Genomic DNA, 17277 nt, shown 5'->3' with positions numbered 1-17277 from the left:
AGAGAGCTTATGAGGTGTTGGAAGTTGATAACGGATAATAAAGAGCAAACGATATTTAATCATGTAGGAAGTAAAATCATTACAGACAGAGAGATTGACATAGTCGCTAGACTAGAGGAACCCCTCGTAGTGGTTTTAGGAAATGTGTTAAGTGCCGAAGAGTGCAATGAACTGATCAACTTGTCCACGGACAAAATGAAACGCTCTAAAATTGGAACGACACGCGAAGAAAATGAGCTGAGAACAAGTAGTAGCATGTTTATTGAAGAAAGCGAAAACGATATTGTTGCGAGAGTCGAAACACGAATCTCAACGATTATGAATATACCGATTGCACACGGAGAAGGTCTTCAGATCCTTCGGTATACTCCTGGTCAGCAGTATAAGGCTCATCATGATTTCTTTTCATCAACGAATAAAGTAGTGAACAATAATAGAATTAGTACGCTCGTTATGTACTTAAATGATGTGGAAGAAGGTGGAGAAACATTCTTCCCTCAACTGAATTTTTCAGTATCCCCCAAAAAAGGGATGGCCGTCTACTTCGAGTACTTCTACAACGATCAAACGCTAAACGATTTAACGTTACATGGTGGAGCGCCAGTGATCACCGGCGAAAAGTGGGTCGCCACGCAATGGATGCGAAAACAAAAAGTCAGGTAAAAAAAGACTGCCTTATGCATAAGGTAGTCTGTAGAAACGTATTAGCAGGCCCCCACAAGCGGGATTTGCTCGTTTGATAAAAATAATCCATCTCACTGAAGGATGGATTATTTTTTGTAGAACGACGCCAGCCTTGGAACTACTTTAGTAACCCAATGAGCTGTCTAATTTCTCCATTCATCGGAGAATCCGATACATGCTGCTGTTCTTCATTCTCCATATTTTTAATCACCTTCACTTCTTCATGAAGCCTTTCCATTTTCTTGTCCAACTCTGTGGCAGAGACAGCGGCCTCCTTTAATTCCCTCGTTATCCTCTCGGGAACTTCTTTATTGAACTTATAGTAAATCTTGTGTTCTAAACTTGCCCAAAAGTCCATTGCTATCGTTCTAATCTGGATTTCCACAAATGTATGCTCGACGCGATCCGACATAAATACAGGAATCTTAATAATAAGGTGAAGGCTTTGATACCCATTAGGCTTCGGATTCTGAATATAGTCCTTGCGCTCGATCACGGTTATATCTCTTTGTTTCGTAATCATTTCACTCACTTTATAAATATCGGAAATGAAAGAACAAGTAATCCGGATTCCTGCGATATCTTGAATGTTTTCTTTAATCGCCGCTAATGACAGCCCGCAATTTTTTCTATATGCCTTCTTCAGTATGCTCTCCGGTGATTTTACCCTCGAGATGCTATGTTCAATTGGGTTATAGTCATGAATATATTGAAACTCTTCTTTCAGTATGTTTAATTTTGTATTCACTTCATCGATTGCGAATTTATATGTCATCATAAACCTAGTTAACTCATTCTTAGTCGTCTTCAATTGTTCCAGGTCTTCAAAAGTTGTATTTTCCAATGCTGTAATGCCCCTTCTGTTCATGTAGTTGATCGTTTAGGCCGTTTGCATATCTGCGCATCTATGCCTTGTTGTTGCAGTTTTTTAATGATGTTGTTTAAATGGCGGCTCTCTTTTTTCACTGTTTTACGAGAACTCATTAGCACTGTTCTCTTTCTTACCTACTCCTCTTTTTAACAATTCCATTTGCTCATTATAACTGGTTACAGCCTCTTCTTCCGTCAAGTCCATTACGAACGCTTGAATAAGGTTTTGAAAAGTGACAGCCATGATGATCTTAAAGATATGATGAAGTTCTTGTTCATCTTTCACATTCAAATTTGTGGTATTTATCAAACTGATCATCTTAATATACTGACTTCTCTTATTCTCCTGGTAAATATCATTCGCTAATATATTTTCCATTTTATAATTCATATTTAAAAATGCATTTTTAACGAAACTTTTATGTTCTTCGTTCCCGTGATTTTGAATCATATATTGAAATAAATCAAGCAACGTTTCAAATATATCCCCATTTTTCTCTTGCAAGAAAGCAATAAACCGATCATTATTTTCATCCGCTATTTGGTGTAACAGATAATAATAAAGATCCTCTTTATCATCAAAATATTGATAAAAGCTCCCTCTTGGAATGTCCGCTTCTTTAATGATATTGGCGATTGACGCTTCGTGTAATGCTACTCGAGAAAATTCACTTTTAGCAGCTTGAATGATCGTGCCCTGTTTCTCTTTAGGTAAATGGAAAAATGTTTGTTTTGGCATGCTCGATTCCTCCAGTCCAAAAGTGACGACGTGTCACTTCTATCGATACACTTATTATATGTGACACTGTGTCACTAGTCAATCATAATGATGACACCGTGTCATAAAACGAACAGACTCCCTAAAGAAAATGAACTTTCCATAATGAACACGAGCCGACTTACATATAGTAGGAAAAGCCCTGTTGCAAAACAAAATCTAATGGATGAACATGGAAGGGAAAGAGGCACTGTGATTGATTGAAAAAGCATTGTTACTAATTATCTTGTTGCGGATTTTTTCCGGGAGCGTGGACATCACCGCTGCCATCTTTATGTATAAGTTTAATGATTTAGAAAAAGCCTTTTACATTAACACACTATTAGCTCTCGTAGGACCTAGTGTATTGATCATCACGACAGGGGTTGCATTATTCGGTCTAACTGAAAAAATTTCCCTCACACGAATGGTCTGCCTCTTTGCCGGAATCACGCTCATCCTCATTAGCTTGAAATCCGACTAAATAGAATGGCCGATGCCCGTGCAGGAGACAAACCTTCTCCCTGCACCGCCATTGGCAGTTACAGCGAACTTAATAAAAAATCGAGTATGCCCCCATCAGACAAAAACCAATGAATGCAAGTAGAAAGCTATACATATTTGATGATCGCCTGGTTGATTCAGCTAGGATTTCCGTTATGGCAACCATGTAAATAATGCCGACAGTCGAACTCATTAAGAACGCCCATAATAATGGATTTTGCATACCGATGAATTCGCCAATGAAAGCACCAAATCCAACAGGCACAGCAACAATAATCGAGATTGAGAATAGCAGGGAAGCACTGAATCCTGCGATAAACAATGGGGCAAACAGGATCATACCTTCTGGAATATTGTGCAATAGTAACGTCTGCAAAAGAGCTATACTCAATTCTGATGCGCCGCCGGTCCCTAGAACAATTCCCATGGGAAGATTGTGGATAGAGATCATTAGAGCCAAAAAAAATCCTAACTTTCTATTATGGAGTTCATTTGTAGTTACAGCGTTTTTACGGACGACGATATGTAGAAGCTTAAATAACATAATCCCAGTTAAAAATCCAACGAAAACAAACTTCCAATTACCTAGTTGCAAGGCTTCCGGTACTAATTCAAAACTGATTAACCCTAAGATTAAGCCCGTACATAGCCCATAGATCGTACCGATACTCCTTTTTAAACCTTTTATGACCCATACAAGCAAACCGCCTGCGCCAATTCCAGCAAAAGTGGATAAAAAACCGATAAACCAAACAGGAGCCAATAAACCATCCTTTATTATTTTGTCTTTATTTTATATGGGTGTAGATCTTAAATTATGCTGGACACAGGATATATTCAATTTGAGTCTACGTTGTTATTTCTCGTTGTTTCACAAAATGATTATGCTGATAATGCTCCATGCAGAACATCTTCATTAGGTAGTTGTCGTTTTCATATGTTCAACGATATGTTTTGCATCGTCACCTACACCCTGAAGTAAAGAAGATCCCCTTCGAGATTGCCATGGTAATCCTAAAAAGTAGAGGCCATCTACTGGGCTAATCCCCCTTTTGTGAATAATCTCTTTCTGCTGATCAAAAACACCATCCACTTTTAGCCATTCAAACTCTTGTTGGAATCCGGTTGCCCAAATAATATTATTCACTTCCAGGATAGTCGCATCGTCGAATATGATTTGATTGTTCTTGCCATTTACGACCCTTGCCTTTACCCTAACCGATTCGTTTCTAATGGCATTTTTCAATTCACTTCCAAATAGTGGATCCCCCTTTTTCTGTATCAATTCCCCAATGCTCGATGTGTTTCTTACATTTAATATTCCCAATTTATCTAACCACCAAAAGACACTCATTCCACCAATCGTTAATGGAAAATATCTTGGCTTTTGACTTACAGCCAAATACGTTTCTCTTTCTTTCGACAACTCAACCGCTATTTGGGCACCACTATTGCCCCCTCCAACAACTAGGACATTTCCTTGTTGAAGTTGATTAGGATTCTTATACTCAGAAGAATGCAACTGTAAGACATTTTCACTGAGAGAACTCGAAAATATGGGAATCCGCTTCGTTTGAAAAGGACCTGTCGCAACCACAACGTTCCTTGTTAAATATTTCCCCTTTGTTGTCTCTACACAAAAACCCCCATCATTTCTTGTCACGGACAGAACCTCAGTATTCAGTTCTACCGGCAGATCAAACGCTTCTGCATAACTTTTCAAGTAATCGGCGATTTCATCTTTTGTAGGAAACCCATGCTGCTTTCCATTTAAGGACAGACCCGGCAGTGAACTATACAACCTAGGTGTAAACAATTGTAAGGAGTCATATCTTTCTTTCCATACTTCCCCCAGTTCCAGCCCTTTATCTAAAATTAAGAAGTGCTCATTCCTTTGCTTTAAATAAAATCCCATCGCAAGTCCAGCTTGACCTGCGCCAATAACAATGGTCCCATGCAGCATGCTCTCTCCCCCATTAAATAGATTTCCTCAAACAAAGAAGCTAAAGATTTACAACTATATACACTTTTGCTAATTGTAACAAGTAATCAATAAAATGAAAAACGGCTCGTAGTTGGCGCGTGAATAGTTTTGATTGCGGAACAGCCGCAAATCATGATAGGACAACTGTTCAGATGAACGCAAAAAGACAGACATCCAATTCCTAGATGCCTGTTCATAGTGTAAAAGGAACCCTATTTACAACTCAAAATTGTACCTCTTCTATCCGATACCTCAACTCAATGATCCGGCATTACAGATCTATTAGCACGAACTTGAATATTCCGCTCTGCAAGTCTTTGCACCGCCTGCGCAAAATGCTTCGTCGGCGGCACATCGGTGAACAGCTACTTCTCTGCAGCTAAGTCCGACACCGGCAAGCTGCATGCGAGCAGCAATGTGCCAAGCGCTATCATGATTTTTCTCTTCATCTGATTTCTCCCCTTCTATTCTAAAGGCAAACCAGTTCCACCCCGGCTGCCATCTAAATTTGGCAGAGTACAGACGAAGGAAACTGGGAAAAGCTCCAAATGTCTTTCTAGGTATTTAGAACCGTTTTCATTTTCCCACTTTGTAAAGTATCCTTTTTGACCCCTCCCCTCTATATAGAGGGCAAAGGGGGAATTATCAATGACACACTACTTGAAAGAATACGCACGACTCAACACGATCGAAGAAATGGACGCTGCAGCTGAGCAGCATGTGCTGGCCCACTGGGATGAAATGACAAAGTCTGATCGTCAAGTGCTCGACGTCATCCGACGCTACTCAGTCAAATACGGCGCAGCACACCTGAAACACGGAACAATCGAAGCAGCAATTGGGAAATCCAACGTGACGGTGAGACGTGCGATCCGCAAACTCGTCAACTTGGGAATCATCGAGAAAATTCATTTCATCCGACCAGTCATGAGCGGGCTTGGCGCCAACATTTATATCATTTTACCTTACGATGACCAGGGGAAAATGAACGGCCGGGATGATGAGGATAAACCGCATGAGGACGAGGAAAACGAGCAACTTCCAGCAGACGAAGCTCCTCTTTCTAAATCTCTATTAAAATCTAAAGTTCTTAACTACACGTCTCCTACGGAATCGCCAAAGTTATCCACAAGTCTATTCAGTCGGATGAAAGACTTGTTTGCCAAGACAATTGGAGACACAAAACTATCCCGTGAATTCTACGGAATTCATAGAGCTATATCAGGACGCATGTTGAAGTACGACATCTATAAAGATGATCGCGATATATTTGAGGACCTTGCGTATCGTGCATTGACGATTACAGTTATGGCAACGAAGAAGAAGGCAATCCGTAATTTGCCGGGCTATTTCAAGGGAGTGTTGGACAAGTTGGTTGATGAGGCGTATTTCAAGGACATTTTCATGCTGTTTGATAAGCCGGTGGAAAGGTTTTATTGTCCGTAAGAATTTTTCAGACCAGGCACCCGGTTACTTCTAATTCTTTCCCGTACCTAGTACTAACCCTGAGGCTATGGATTAGACCGATAATAATGGTGAAACATGGTATGATTGAATAGAGAACAATCAAACAATTATACTTACTTGCTAAGGGGGCTGGAATTTCATATGTTTACAAAAGAGCAAACGGTATTTGTACTAGTAGACGTTCAAGGGAAATTGGCTAAAATTGTACATGACAGTGAGGCGTTAATCGAAAATTTGAGGAAGCTGATCAGCTGTTTGCGGATTTTGGATGTGCCGATTATTTGGCTCGAACAGTATCCAGATGGTTTAGGACCTACTGTGGAAAAAGTGGCTGAACAATTGGATGGACTTGCACCTATTCCTAAAATGACGTTTAGCGCCTGTAAAACTGAGGAGTTTATGAATGCGCTGCGGGCGACACAGAGGCAGAAAATCCTCATTGCAGGCATCGAAACGCATATATGTGTCTACCAAACAGCTGCCGATCTAAAAGACTCTGACTTTGACGTACAAGTCGTTGAAGATGCCGTATCTTCCCGCACGTTGGCAAATAAACAACTTGGACTAGAGAAGATGAAGGCCCTTGGCATTCTCGGAACAAGCGTGGAAATGGCCATTTATGAATTGTTGGAATCAGCAAATGCGAAAGAGTTTAAACAAATCTTGAAAATTATAAAGTAGCACATAATTGGTTCCAGGCATCTTTACGGGTGCCTGGTACATCAGCAATATTTACATTCAAGTACCAGGCACCCATTTAATTGTGAATTGTTTCGATACCTGGTACTAAACGGTACAAACTTTGATTACTAAAACTCAATAACAGGTCTCTTTAAAAGTCTTAAAATAATCACATGTATGATGGCTGCCGGAAACAACGGAATCAAACTTAAAAGCATTCTTATCTCATAAAATAAACTCGACTTTTTAATCGGCACACCTTTCATTCGGCTTTTATACGCACTTAGCGCAATTCCATAACTATTCCCAAGCATAATCATTCGGATTGCACCTAGTATACCCAACGCTGTTTGCTCTCCGTAAACGCTAAAAAAATCATCCCATGATTCCTTCGTCGGGTCTCCTTTCGTATCAGCATAATGTTGCGCAAATAGAATTGCCTTTATTTCATCAGCAGGGATATCATTCATCACTCCAGTTAGCAGCTGTTGTATTTCCTTTTCTTCCATACCCATTTCTAAAGCCGTCTTCGTATGTGCATAAGAACACACTTCACAGCCATTCACTTCAGTAACAGCGAGCATAATCCTTTTCACAAATTGCTCAGACAGTTGCCCACTTTTTTTACTTTTCTTTAAAAACTTAAACGTCCAAATTCCTTTGTAAAGTGCGTTATAAAACTCTTTCACTGTAAATTTTTTCTTATAAAGAACTTGCTCCATTTGTTCTGCTCCTTTTTCATTCAATAAAACAGTTATTGTTTAAGCAACACATGTTGTTTATACTTAGTGTAATAAGAAATAATAAGGTTTACAATCATTAAAAAGTCTAAAATGTTGTGTAAGCAACACTTCCAATCAACTGTCTAAATAAGGAGTGATCATCAAATGGAGCATCTACAAGAGGACCCGCGAATTGTGCGAACAAGAAATCTAATTATCGATGCTTATCTTGAATTAATTAATGAAAAAGACATTGAATCGGTCACCGTAAAAGACATTACGGTACGCGCGACCATCAATCGAGCTACATTTTACCGCCACTTTTCTGACAAATACGTACTGCTTGAAAAGATATTACACGAAATGATGGGAAACAAAGGATTCGAAAAAATTAAAGATCGAACGGATCTCAACGAAAAAACCTTTCGTTTACTAATCGATTCTTTCGATAAATTAATTGAAGAACTTAAAGCAACGTTCGGGCGCAATTACCAAGCTGTGCTCCTCTTAACAGAAAATACTATTAAAGATCAATTAATCGGTATTATTAGTTCGCTGTCCCCGCTAAATAAGATGGAGGAAAATAAAATAATCGCAACGATGCTTGTTATGTCCATTCATAGTGCTACCTGCTCTTGGATTGGTGAAAACAAACCAATCTCGCGCGAAGCATTCCTTGAAGCAATACTACCTTTTCTCATGGGCTCCATTAGCCAACTTAAGCACTAAGTGCCAAGTACCGAATTAATTAATTATTTCACGGATACTTGTACATCCTGATGTTTCTGCAAGCGGCACAGTCAGAGGCTCGAAGAAGCGGAGGCCGTCATCCTGGAAACGGACGGCTGCATCTCGGTGATCAAGAATCGGTAAAGGCAAATCAATCTACATTGACAAATGTCAGGCAGCCATCGGATGGTATCAAAAACTGCCGACGGAAAACATGCGGTCCCGTTGGCAGTTTTTTAGAATCACCCTGTAATTTCAGTCATCTCCTTTCCTGTTTCCAGCCGTTCGGCACATAAGACCGCCAGACATTCCACAAAGTCAAAACCATCGTTCAAATAGTCGGTTTGCACGAAGTCCATCTGCCTCGAATGGGCAAACTGTTTCGCTTCCCTGCCGATTTCCTGGATCACTTCCGCATTAGCGATGATTGAAAGGAGTTCGCAAGCGACAATCGCCTTCCTCCCTTCATCCGCTTCATCGGCAATGACCTCCAACACATCGGGGCCGAGCCATTTTTGAGGAGACGGTCCGCCGCTCCGATAGGCGATCCGGTAGTCTTCCACACCTGCCGCATTACATAAAGACGAAGCCAGGGTTTTATATTGTTCAATGAATTCGGAGTGAACCCGGTCAACGCCCGGCATGCTATGGGCTGTGAAAACGACTGTCGTTTGCCCCTTCACTTCCTGCGGCAGCCACTCAATGGCATCGTACAACCGTGTCACCAAAACGTCGACGAACAACTGCTTTCCACCGTATGCGCCCAAATGTAGCACATCGATGCCTGTTCCTTCCGCCGCCTTTTCCACTTCACGTTCATACACCTTTGTCCCCGTTATGGATGCAAGCGGTGTGAGGGGAACCGTCAAAATTCTTGTTACGCCTTCCATCGCGCATTGTTGGACAGCATCTTCAACAAATGGAGGTGAATGCTTGGCGCCAATATAGAACATCCATTGCTCCCCTGTTTGATCTGACAGCTGCTTGCTAAGCGCGCGCCCGATCCTCTTCGTGATGGACGTCAGGGAATCCGGCGTACCTAGCGACTTGAAAAGTTCTTTCCCACGCTCCAATGACGCTTCCGAATAATGCTTACGCAATAAATGCTTATAGAATGGTTCCAAATCATCAATGGACGTCAAATGGCCATAACTGAAGAGAATAACTGCATTCATTCCAATGCCTCATTGATTGTTTCCGCCATCAACTTAAGCCCGTGGACAATTTCCTTATTCGGATTCATGATGTATTTCACTTCGGTAATTGTCACATGGCCATTTTGCACAGCCTTTAATGTGTTCCAGCCAGGCGCATCCATCAATTCCTTGTACGCATCTTCGCCGTTCCCCTGCCAATCGAGCAAAAACAAGAAGTCCGGATCCATCTTGATGACCTGCTCCACCTCTGCTTTCGTCGTCCGATCGAGACCAATGAGATTCACTGCAGGTTCACCGCCCGCCTTTTTAATCAGATCATAAGAGATATTTGTCGGCCCCAGCATATATGGCCCTGTTCCCGGTCCAACTTCCGATAGGACAAGAATCGTCGGCTTTTCCGCTTGTGCTGGAAACTCGGATTGAATCTGCTCCATCTCCACTTTCATGCTGCTGATCAACGCGTCGGCTTTTTCCTTTTCCCCGACCGCTTTCCCGATCACGGCAATGTTTGTGAATAAATCATCGACCGTCTTCACCGTATCAAATGAAAGGATCGGAACACCGGCCTGCTGCAGCAATTGATCTGCATCGGCTTCTTGACCATGCATTTTGGTCAGCAGCAGCAGATCCACGTCATAGGATAGAATTTGCTCCGGGTCGATGTTTGTTGCAGACGCAAGTCGCTCATCGATCAGCTCCGCCTTCTCGGCCTGTGTCGAAATCATCGGGTCCGCCACACTTTTCGATACGGCCACGACGCGGTTTGTCTCCACTAAATCGAGGACGATCTCCGCACCATCAAGCGAAAGGGGCAAGATGCGCTGCGGCTTCTCCTGGATCGTCACTTCCTTTCCATCTACGTTGACCGACACAGGAAACCCAGTCTCTTCCGCATCATTATTTTCCGCATCGGACGTTTCCTTGAGATCCGCCTTGATGGTATCTTCCTCTATATCGGCATTGTTAACAGCACACGCACCTAATACAAAACAGCAGATAAACACTATCATACTAAACTTGATTTTATTCAATATGAATCCTACCCTTCTCTGTTGTTGAAATTGCCGTCACTGAAACGGCGTCTACGACTGCATTCATACGGATGTCGGACGTGACATCATACGTCGCATCGACAACCCGCTGCGACAACACTTGCTCCGGCGTTCCGAACTGCTTCAGCCTGCCCTCCGATAGCAAGAGCATCTTGGAACAATATCTGGCTGCCAAATTTAAATCATGCAGGACGACAATGATCGTTTTTCCTTGATCCGCCAACCGCTTCAGCATGCTCAAGATACTCAGCTGGAAACGGATATCGAGCGCGGAAATTGGTTCATCGAGAAAAAGGATCGGCGTGTTTTGCGCAAGCGCCTTTGCGATGAACACAAGTTGTCGCTGACCACCGGACAAGGACAACACCGACCGGTTTTTCATATGCAAGACACCGGTCATCCGCATCGCTTCCTCGGCCTCCCGCACATCATCGAGCTGATCCGACGAAAAAAGCGAACTATAGACATGTCGCCCCATCTTCACGATGTCGATCGCTGTAAAATCGAAGTCAATCGCCGTATCCTGCGGGACATAACTGACGAGCTTGGCAAGCTGCTTCGGTTTAAACAATTGTATATTCTGTCCTTCAATCAGCACCTTGCCCGACGTCGTCTTCAATAAATTCGCCAATGATTTCAACAAGGTTGATTTGCCGCTCCCATTTGGCCCGATCAACCCGATGAATTCCCCTTTTCCGATTTGCAGCGTAATATCGCGCAAAATCTCCTTCTGCTGAATACGGACCCCAAGCTTATCCACCTGAATCATACGCGCCCCCCCTATTTGACCTGAGAATCAACACAATGAACAGCGGAGCGCCGATAATGGCACAGACGACACCCACTTGAAGCGTAATCGGCTGGATGACCATCCGGGATACAAGATCTGCGAAAATCAGGAATGCCGCTCCCCCGATGGCGCTTGCAGGCAATAAAAACCGATGATCCGGCCCGGCGACGATACGAATCATATGCGGCACGACCAATCCGACGAATCCGATAATGCCGCTTACGGCGACCGCCGCTCCTGTTATAAGGGCAGTCAATGCTAAGACGAGATTCCGGGTCCATCTCACATTGACACCTGCACTTTTCGCCTGGTCCTCCCCCAACAGCAGAAGATTCAACTCACGTCCAAAGAGCGACAGACAAACTGCCCCGCCAATCACCGGCAGGCCGATCAGCCACACATGCTCCCACGTGCGGGCCTCCAATCCGCCTTGCAACCAATAGATGATGCTCCGCAGCTCCTGTTCATTTTTAGACGTCGCCACCATCACATTCATAATGGCAGAAAAAAAGGCATTAATGCCGATTCCAAGTAGTAACAGCATGGCGACGCTCTTTTGCCGGCTCGACTTCCAAACTGTCAGCATCGTCACCATCGCAACAATGGCGCCGATAAATGCTGAAGCAGGGAGGAACCAGGAGCTGACCGCCGTCCACCCGAAAAAGATAGCGCATACCGCGCCGAGTGCAGCGCCGCTTGAAACGCCGACATACCCGGGTTCAACGAGCGGATTCCTGAACAACCCTTGCATGGCAGCTCCGGAAACCGCAAGCGCCGCACCAACAAGCCCGCCGACCAACACCCGTGGCAAGCGCACCTCCGTAATGATGACCCATTGCTGATTCGCGAACTCCGCCTCTATCGGCAATCCCATGAAGGCTAACAAAATCCGGACCGTCTCTGTAAATGGCACAACGACCGGTCCGAGCGAAACACCGACAATAAGAGCCACAAGAAGGACGGCAAAAAGCAAAGTCATCCCAAGAGGGTGTTTACTAAACTTCCAAACTGCCGAAAAGGTGTTCCTTTCCTTTGCCGAAGCCTCCTCTTGAACATTCTTCATACCATTTTCCCCCTCCAAAGTTTCCTTAAGGAAACTTTTACAACAAAAAAATTTCCCTCGCGCAACTTTGTTTCCTTAAGGAAACTTTTAAATCCTCCCTCATCTTAAATAATCTGAATTTGGAAGTCAAGAGTTTTTTATTTTATGTATCGTAGACGGATCCGAGAAACACACAACCCAAAAGGCTGCATTAAGTGCCACACTGCAGATGGTTTAGGACTTGGCGAACGGACAGGCCCTCCATCCGCAATGTTACATCAGACCGGTCATGAGCGGGCTTGGCGCTAACATTTACATCATTTTACCATTCGATGACCAGGGGGAAATGAACGACCGTGATCACGACGACAAACCGCATGAGAACGAGGAAAACGAGCAACTTCCGGCAGACGAAGCTACTCTTTCTAGATTTCTATTAGAATCTAAAGATCTTAACTACAAGTCTCCTATGGAATCGCCAAAGTACTACACAAGTCTTTTTAGTCGGATGAAAGACTTGCTTGCCGCAACAATCGGAGACACAAAAATGGCCCGTGAATTCCACGGAATTCATAGGGCCGTATCTGGACGCATGTTGAAGTTTGATATTTACAAAGACGATTTCCATGTATTCGAAGACCTTGCGTATCGTGCTTTGCTGATCACTGTTATGGCAACAAATAAGACAATCTTTTATTATGTTAGTCCCAAATGTTCACGCAAGGTATGACCTTCATAATCGTTTTTGAAAAGACCTCTTTTTTGCAGCTCCGGTACTATTAATTCAACAAAGTCTTCTAAACTACCGGGCAATGTGGGAGGCATAAGATTAAATCCATCGGCTACCCCAGCTTCAAACCAAAGCTCCATCTTATCGACAATCTCTTCAGGTGTGCCGATGAGCGTGAAATGTCCTCCTCCAGCATTTAAATATCCTAATAACTCCCTTACTGTAGGGTTTGTATCATTAATAATTTCTATTATCGTCTCATACCGGCCGACTGGTCCAGTAAATTCCTCCACAGGCGGCAATGGAGGAACCTTTTCATCAATTGCCCAATTGGAGCAGTCTTGCCGAATAAAAATACTCAGCTGTTTTAAAGCTGTTTCAATAGGTAATTGCACATCTAATGCCGCTTTCTTGGCTAAAGCCTCTTCACGACACTTGCCGACATAGGTTACTAAGCCCGGGAACACTTTAATATGTCTGTTGCTATTCTCGCTTTGTTGAACTTGTTCATTTATTTTTTCTCGAAATCTTTTTGCTTGCTTGAAATTCCACGACACTGAGTAAACTGCATCAGCATGCTTTGCGGCTAATGCAATACCTTGTTTGGACGCCCCTGCCTGCATTGCGACCGGTTTACCTTGAGGACTTTTAGGCGTAGTGGACGGTCCACACACCTTAAAATAGGTTCCTTCGTGATGAAATGGCGAGATGTTTGAAGGATTGATCAACTTTTTCTCTTCACGTTGATGCAGGAACTCTTTACTATCCCATGAAAGAAATAACTGATTCATTAAAGTGGCAAATTCATCTGCTTTTTCATAACGTTCATCATGAGACGGCAGTTTATCCATACTATGATTCTTCGCTTCAAAATCAGTCATTGAGGTAACAAGATTCCAACCTACACGACCTTTTGTTATATGGTCTAAACTCAAAAGCTGTCGAGAAGCTGTAAACGGATTAGAAAAAGTACTTGAAATGGTTGGAACTAGCCCCACATGGTCTGTCACTTGGGAAATGGCTGTTAAATTGATTAGTGGATCAAACCAAAATGCCGGCATATCACTACAATCCTTGCCTACAAAAGATTGATTATCCGCAAAGAATACGACGTCTAGTAGGCCTCTTTCCGCCAACTTGGCCAAGTTTTGATAATAGGAAATATCACCAATACACTCAACACTTGAGTCGGGCATTAGCCAAGCAGCTTGGTGGTGTCCGCAACCATACAGCAAAACACCTAAGTTTAGTTGTTTCCCTTTGATTTCAGCCATTTTTCACACCCCAAAATATAGCATTATAGTTAAGCCTTAGTACTCTTTTAAAAGAAACTTAACGATCAATCGACTTGTCAGTTCATTGTTAAACCGCCATCAACTGTAAAATTCTGACCAGTAATACCACTTGCATTTTCTGAAGACAAATAAGCGACCATATTCGCTACGTCTTGAGGCGTGGTGACCTTCTTCAACGGCGTTGAGGTTGCAATTAAATCGAATACTTCTGGCGTTGTAACAGCACTGGCGTTAGTTGTTTTCAATAATCCTCCTGAAACGACATTCGCTTTTATGCCATATGCCCCTAACTCGGCAGCTATATTACGTGTAAAACCGATTAATCCGGCTTTCGCTGTTGTATATTCATGATAAGGAACGACAGGATTTTGAAATAGGTTCGTACCTATATTGATAATACTTCCATTTTGTCGTTCAATAAACTGAGGGATGACACTTTGAACTACGTTAAATGCCGCTTTTAAAGTACCATCTAACTGTCTTTGATAATCATCCCAAGATAGTTCTGCGAAAGGTTTCTGCTTCACCGGATCAAATTTAAAATCGATCAATGCATTATTCACCACAACATCAATTTGCCCAAAATAGTCAGTTGCCTCTTCTACCATACGATCCACTTCTGTACGGTTGGTTACATCAGCCTGAATGGCAACAGCGTGATCCTTTCCAATCTCGGAAACAATCTTCTCGGCTGCCTCTTTGCTCTTATTGTAATTGACTACTACCCGAAATCCTTGGTTTGCCAGTGTTTTTACGATCGTTGCCCCTAATCCTTGACTACTTCCTGTTACCAATACTACTTTAGTCATTCTAACAGCTCCTATACGTATAATATTTGAATATGTAAATGGCAGCTAAATGAAAAATACGCAACCTTCCAAAAGGAAAGTTGCGTAAAACAATAACTACACACGAAGAAGAAGACAGAGTCATCCCTCTTCGTCTGTATGAATGTTTACACTTTCCTACGCTAGTTTCAGCTAGATCAGGTTCAAAGGGTTTGAGTTACTACTCATCTCAGTTAAATAACACCCCTAGTGCATACTATTTAGTTTTTAGAGTTTTTGTAAAAGATCATTCAGCCATTTATAATATTTCTATTAGTTTGTACTTTACACCATATCATATTGTATTATCTATTACAACTGGACCATTTATTTCCTCAACCGTTCAAGGAATAAATCAGTTGCCAGCTGGTTCTTATTTTTGAGATAAATAACGTACGTATTGAATCTAGGCAACGTCGAAGAAAACTTATGATCCAGCTCTTGCAGTTCCCCATCTTTAAGATACGGAGCAACGAATGATTTCGGGACAAATCCAAAATAATCCCCGCTTTTTAAGTACTTTACCACGAGCGCTGTTTGATTGATTTTAAATGCAGGAATAAAATGGGGTCCTACGATTTCATTAAACCACGTCATGAAAGGCTTACCCCAATCGAGGAATAGAAAATTACCGCCTTTTAATGCATTCAAATCAATCGTATCCAAATCATTTCTTCCCACTAAAACAAAATAATCTTCTTGTAACAACTCATATTCAACCATTGGATGGCGTGGTTTCGAATAGATGATTCCTATGTCAATCGTTCCATCAATGACTTTTTGAATCGTATTTTCATTCGTATGCGCCATTAAGTCCAAAGCAATCTCGGGATGATTCGACTTGAAATTCAATATGTCGGTGTGAAGTGTGTAATTCCATATCGACGAAGGACCCCCGATCACTAACTTATCCGTAAATCGATTTTCCAGCAGAATCGTTTCCATACTTATCTGGACTAGTTCATTCAAACGTTCCGCATAGGGGACAAACAACTCCCCCGCCCTCGTCAGAGTTACTTGTTTATTATTGCGCAGCAACAATTGCTTTCCGATCTGTTGTTCCAGCGTTCGTATTCTTGCTGTAATGGTCGACTGGGCAATATGAAGAATTTCCGCTGCTTTCGTAAAATTTTTCGTTTCATTAATAATTAAAAAAGCTCTGATCTGCTCTATATCCATTAGTGATCCTCCAATTCAATGATCTATTTTTCCGATTGTATACATTCAATAAATCAATTTTACAGTTTCATAGTAGTGGTTTACGATTGAAATTGCTAGGATATTTATCTTTAATTCATAAATTTACGATAATAGGAGGATCACTATGGGTTCAAGAATTATGCATGCAATCATTGCACATAAAATAGCGGATAAGCTATCGATAGAGGATAAGGTTCCATTTCTGATTGGTGGCGTAGCCCCTGACGCCGTTTCATCCAAGGATACACCCCACTTCTTTGCGGGAGACTTGCAAGACTATTCAAGACACGTTGATTATATAGCTTTCTGGGAGAAATACCACGATGCAGCAGAAAATTTTTATGTATTGGGCTACTTCATACATTTAATAGCGGACGACATGTGGCTGAAGGGCTTCTACCTTCCATGGCTTAAGAACAGAATGGAGGCTGACAATGAATTATTCAAACGCTATCATAATGACTTTCAGCTACTTAACGGAAAATTGCTGGAGTATTATGGGCTTAAGGATGAGCTCAAAAATAGTCTTTCCCATATTGCAACCGTTCCAGATTTAGAAGAAGTAGCGTCCATGGAAGTGACGGGATTCCTACCATCTGTTCTCGGAGATATGGAGTATGATAAAGACTACGTTTTAAATGAAAGGCTGCTTGTATTTACACTTGAGCAGATGATTGGGTATATAGAGACTTCTGTTGATAAGGGGGTTGTGGAAATAAAGAAGTTGAAATCAAAAGCAGCGATGAATTATTAACTTTCGATTTTTTTCAATGTACTCTTGCGCAG

The 17277-nt window shown here is 42.2% G+C and carries 19 protein-coding genes and 1 riboswitch; of the genes, 7 read left to right on the top strand and 12 right to left on the bottom strand.

Annotation, left to right across the window (positions count from 1 at the left end; translation table 11 throughout):
* Positions 1–24: 24 nt before the first annotated feature.
* Entirely contained in the window at positions 25–663 is a 639-nt protein-coding gene (locus AWV70_RS18225; RefSeq protein WP_235588740.1) for a 2OG-Fe(II) oxygenase, read from the top strand.
* Positions 664–802: 139 nt separating this feature from the next.
* On the opposite strand, the gene AWV70_RS18220 is transcribed toward AWV70_RS18225, so the two are convergent.
* Both AWV70_RS18220 and AWV70_RS18215 read right to left on the bottom strand, forming a co-directional pair.
* Positions 803–1552, bottom strand: coding sequence for a GTP pyrophosphokinase (locus AWV70_RS18220; RefSeq protein WP_060209958.1), 750 nt, complete (start codon positions 1550–1552; stop codon positions 803–805).
* Between the two features lie 102 nt (positions 1553–1654).
* Positions 1655–2293, bottom strand: coding sequence for a TetR/AcrR family transcriptional regulator (locus AWV70_RS18215; RefSeq protein WP_060209957.1), 639 nt, complete (start codon positions 2291–2293; stop codon positions 1655–1657).
* Positions 2294–2528: 235 nt separating this feature from the next.
* Here AWV70_RS18215 and AWV70_RS18210 point away from each other — a divergent pair, with 235 nt between their 5' ends.
* Positions 2529–2795 (top strand): YqhV family protein, encoded by a 267-nt coding sequence (locus AWV70_RS18210; RefSeq protein WP_153010046.1) that lies wholly within the window; start codon positions 2529–2531, stop codon positions 2793–2795.
* A gap of 69 nt (positions 2796–2864) precedes the next feature.
* Here AWV70_RS18210 and AWV70_RS18205 read toward each other — a convergent pair whose 3' ends face one another.
* Both AWV70_RS18205 and AWV70_RS18200 read right to left on the bottom strand, forming a co-directional pair.
* Complete coding sequence (locus AWV70_RS18205) at positions 2865–3578, bottom strand: ZIP family metal transporter (protein WP_060209956.1); 714 nt, start codon at positions 3576–3578, stop codon at positions 2865–2867.
* Positions 3579–3731: 153 nt separating this feature from the next.
* Positions 3732–4775: a flavin-containing monooxygenase gene (locus AWV70_RS18200; RefSeq protein ID WP_060210048.1), complete on the bottom strand. Its 1044-nt coding sequence runs from the start codon at positions 4773–4775 to the stop codon at positions 3732–3734.
* Between the two features lie 672 nt (positions 4776–5447).
* Between AWV70_RS18200 and AWV70_RS18195 the strand changes: the two genes are divergently transcribed.
* Together AWV70_RS18195 and AWV70_RS18190 are read left to right on the top strand one after the other, a co-directional pair.
* Positions 5448–6245 carry a hypothetical protein gene (locus AWV70_RS18195; protein ID WP_060209955.1) on the top strand — a complete coding sequence of 266 codons (798 nt, stop codon included), beginning with the start codon at positions 5448–5450 and terminating at the stop codon, positions 6243–6245.
* 162 nt (positions 6246–6407) lie between these two features.
* Complete coding sequence (locus tag AWV70_RS18190; protein ID WP_060209954.1) at positions 6408–6947, top strand: hydrolase; 540 nt, start codon at positions 6408–6410, stop codon at positions 6945–6947.
* 128 nt (positions 6948–7075) lie between these two features.
* Here the strand turns inward: AWV70_RS18190 and AWV70_RS18185 are convergent, their stop codons facing one another.
* Positions 7076–7669, bottom strand: a complete 594-nt coding sequence (locus tag AWV70_RS18185; protein ID WP_060209953.1) for a carboxymuconolactone decarboxylase family protein — start codon at positions 7667–7669, stop codon at positions 7076–7078.
* A gap of 165 nt (positions 7670–7834) precedes the next feature.
* On the opposite strand from AWV70_RS18185, the gene AWV70_RS18180 reads away from it, so the two are divergent.
* Positions 7835–8398 carry a TetR/AcrR family transcriptional regulator gene (locus AWV70_RS18180; protein WP_060209952.1) on the top strand — a complete coding sequence of 188 codons (564 nt, stop codon included), beginning with the start codon at positions 7835–7837 and terminating at the stop codon, positions 8396–8398.
* A gap of 242 nt (positions 8399–8640) precedes the next feature.
* On the opposite strand, the gene AWV70_RS18175 is transcribed toward AWV70_RS18180, so the two are convergent.
* From AWV70_RS18175 to AWV70_RS18160, 4 genes are read right to left on the bottom strand one after another with little or no spacing between them, the layout of a single operon-like run.
* Positions 8641–9573: a ferrochelatase gene (locus tag AWV70_RS18175; protein WP_060209951.1), complete on the bottom strand. Its 933-nt coding sequence runs from the start codon at positions 9571–9573 to the stop codon at positions 8641–8643.
* On the bottom strand, positions 9570–10586 hold the full coding sequence (locus AWV70_RS18170; RefSeq protein WP_060209950.1) for an ABC transporter substrate-binding protein: 1017 nt from the start codon (positions 10584–10586) through the stop codon (positions 9570–9572). The genes AWV70_RS18175 and AWV70_RS18170 overlap by 4 nt, the downstream gene beginning before the upstream one ends.
* Entirely contained in the window at positions 10579–11376 is a 798-nt protein-coding gene (locus AWV70_RS18165; RefSeq protein ID WP_060209949.1) for an ABC transporter ATP-binding protein, read from the bottom strand. The genes AWV70_RS18170 and AWV70_RS18165 overlap by 8 nt, the downstream gene beginning before the upstream one ends.
* The gene (locus AWV70_RS18160) at positions 11360–12460 is read right to left on the bottom strand and encodes a FecCD family ABC transporter permease (protein WP_082713700.1); all 1101 of its coding nucleotides are present in this window, start codon (positions 12458–12460) and stop codon (positions 11360–11362) included. Before AWV70_RS18160 ends, AWV70_RS18165 begins: the two co-directional genes overlap by 17 nt.
* 220 nt (positions 12461–12680) lie before the next feature.
* On the opposite strand from AWV70_RS18160, the gene AWV70_RS18155 reads away from it, so the two are divergent.
* A complete protein-coding gene (locus AWV70_RS18155; RefSeq protein ID WP_060209948.1) occupies positions 12681–13169 on the top strand; it encodes a hypothetical protein in 489 nt (162 codons plus the stop codon).
* Here the strand turns inward: AWV70_RS18155 and AWV70_RS18150 are convergent.
* From AWV70_RS18150 to AWV70_RS18140, 3 genes are all read right to left on the bottom strand, one after another.
* On the bottom strand, positions 13136–14443 hold the full coding sequence (locus tag AWV70_RS18150; RefSeq protein ID WP_060209947.1) for an LLM class flavin-dependent oxidoreductase: 1308 nt from the start codon (positions 14441–14443) through the stop codon (positions 13136–13138). The genes AWV70_RS18155 and AWV70_RS18150 overlap by 34 nt on opposite strands.
* 77 nt (positions 14444–14520) lie before the next feature.
* Positions 14521–15273 (bottom strand): 3-oxoacyl-ACP reductase, encoded by a 753-nt coding sequence (locus tag AWV70_RS18145; protein ID WP_060209946.1) that lies wholly within the window; start codon positions 15271–15273, stop codon positions 14521–14523.
* A gap of 136 nt (positions 15274–15409) precedes the next feature.
* A riboswitch (TPP riboswitch) is annotated at positions 15410–15510 on the bottom strand.
* 108 nt (positions 15511–15618) lie between these two features.
* Positions 15619–16470, bottom strand: coding sequence for a LysR family transcriptional regulator (locus tag AWV70_RS18140; RefSeq protein WP_060209945.1), 852 nt, complete (start codon positions 16468–16470; stop codon positions 15619–15621).
* A gap of 145 nt (positions 16471–16615) precedes the next feature.
* Here AWV70_RS18140 and AWV70_RS18135 point away from each other — a divergent pair, with 145 nt between their 5' ends.
* A complete protein-coding gene (locus tag AWV70_RS18135) occupies positions 16616–17245 on the top strand; it encodes a hypothetical protein (protein ID WP_060209944.1) in 630 nt (209 codons plus the stop codon).
* The last annotated feature ends 32 nt before the right edge of the window (positions 17246–17277 follow it).

Source organism: Sporosarcina koreensis, from assembly GCF_001531445.1.
Lineage (GTDB): Bacteria > Bacillota > Bacilli > Bacillales_A > Planococcaceae > Sporosarcina > Sporosarcina koreensis_C.
Note: the sequence above shows the minus strand (reverse complement) of the source record. Positions and strands in the feature narration are given on the sequence as shown.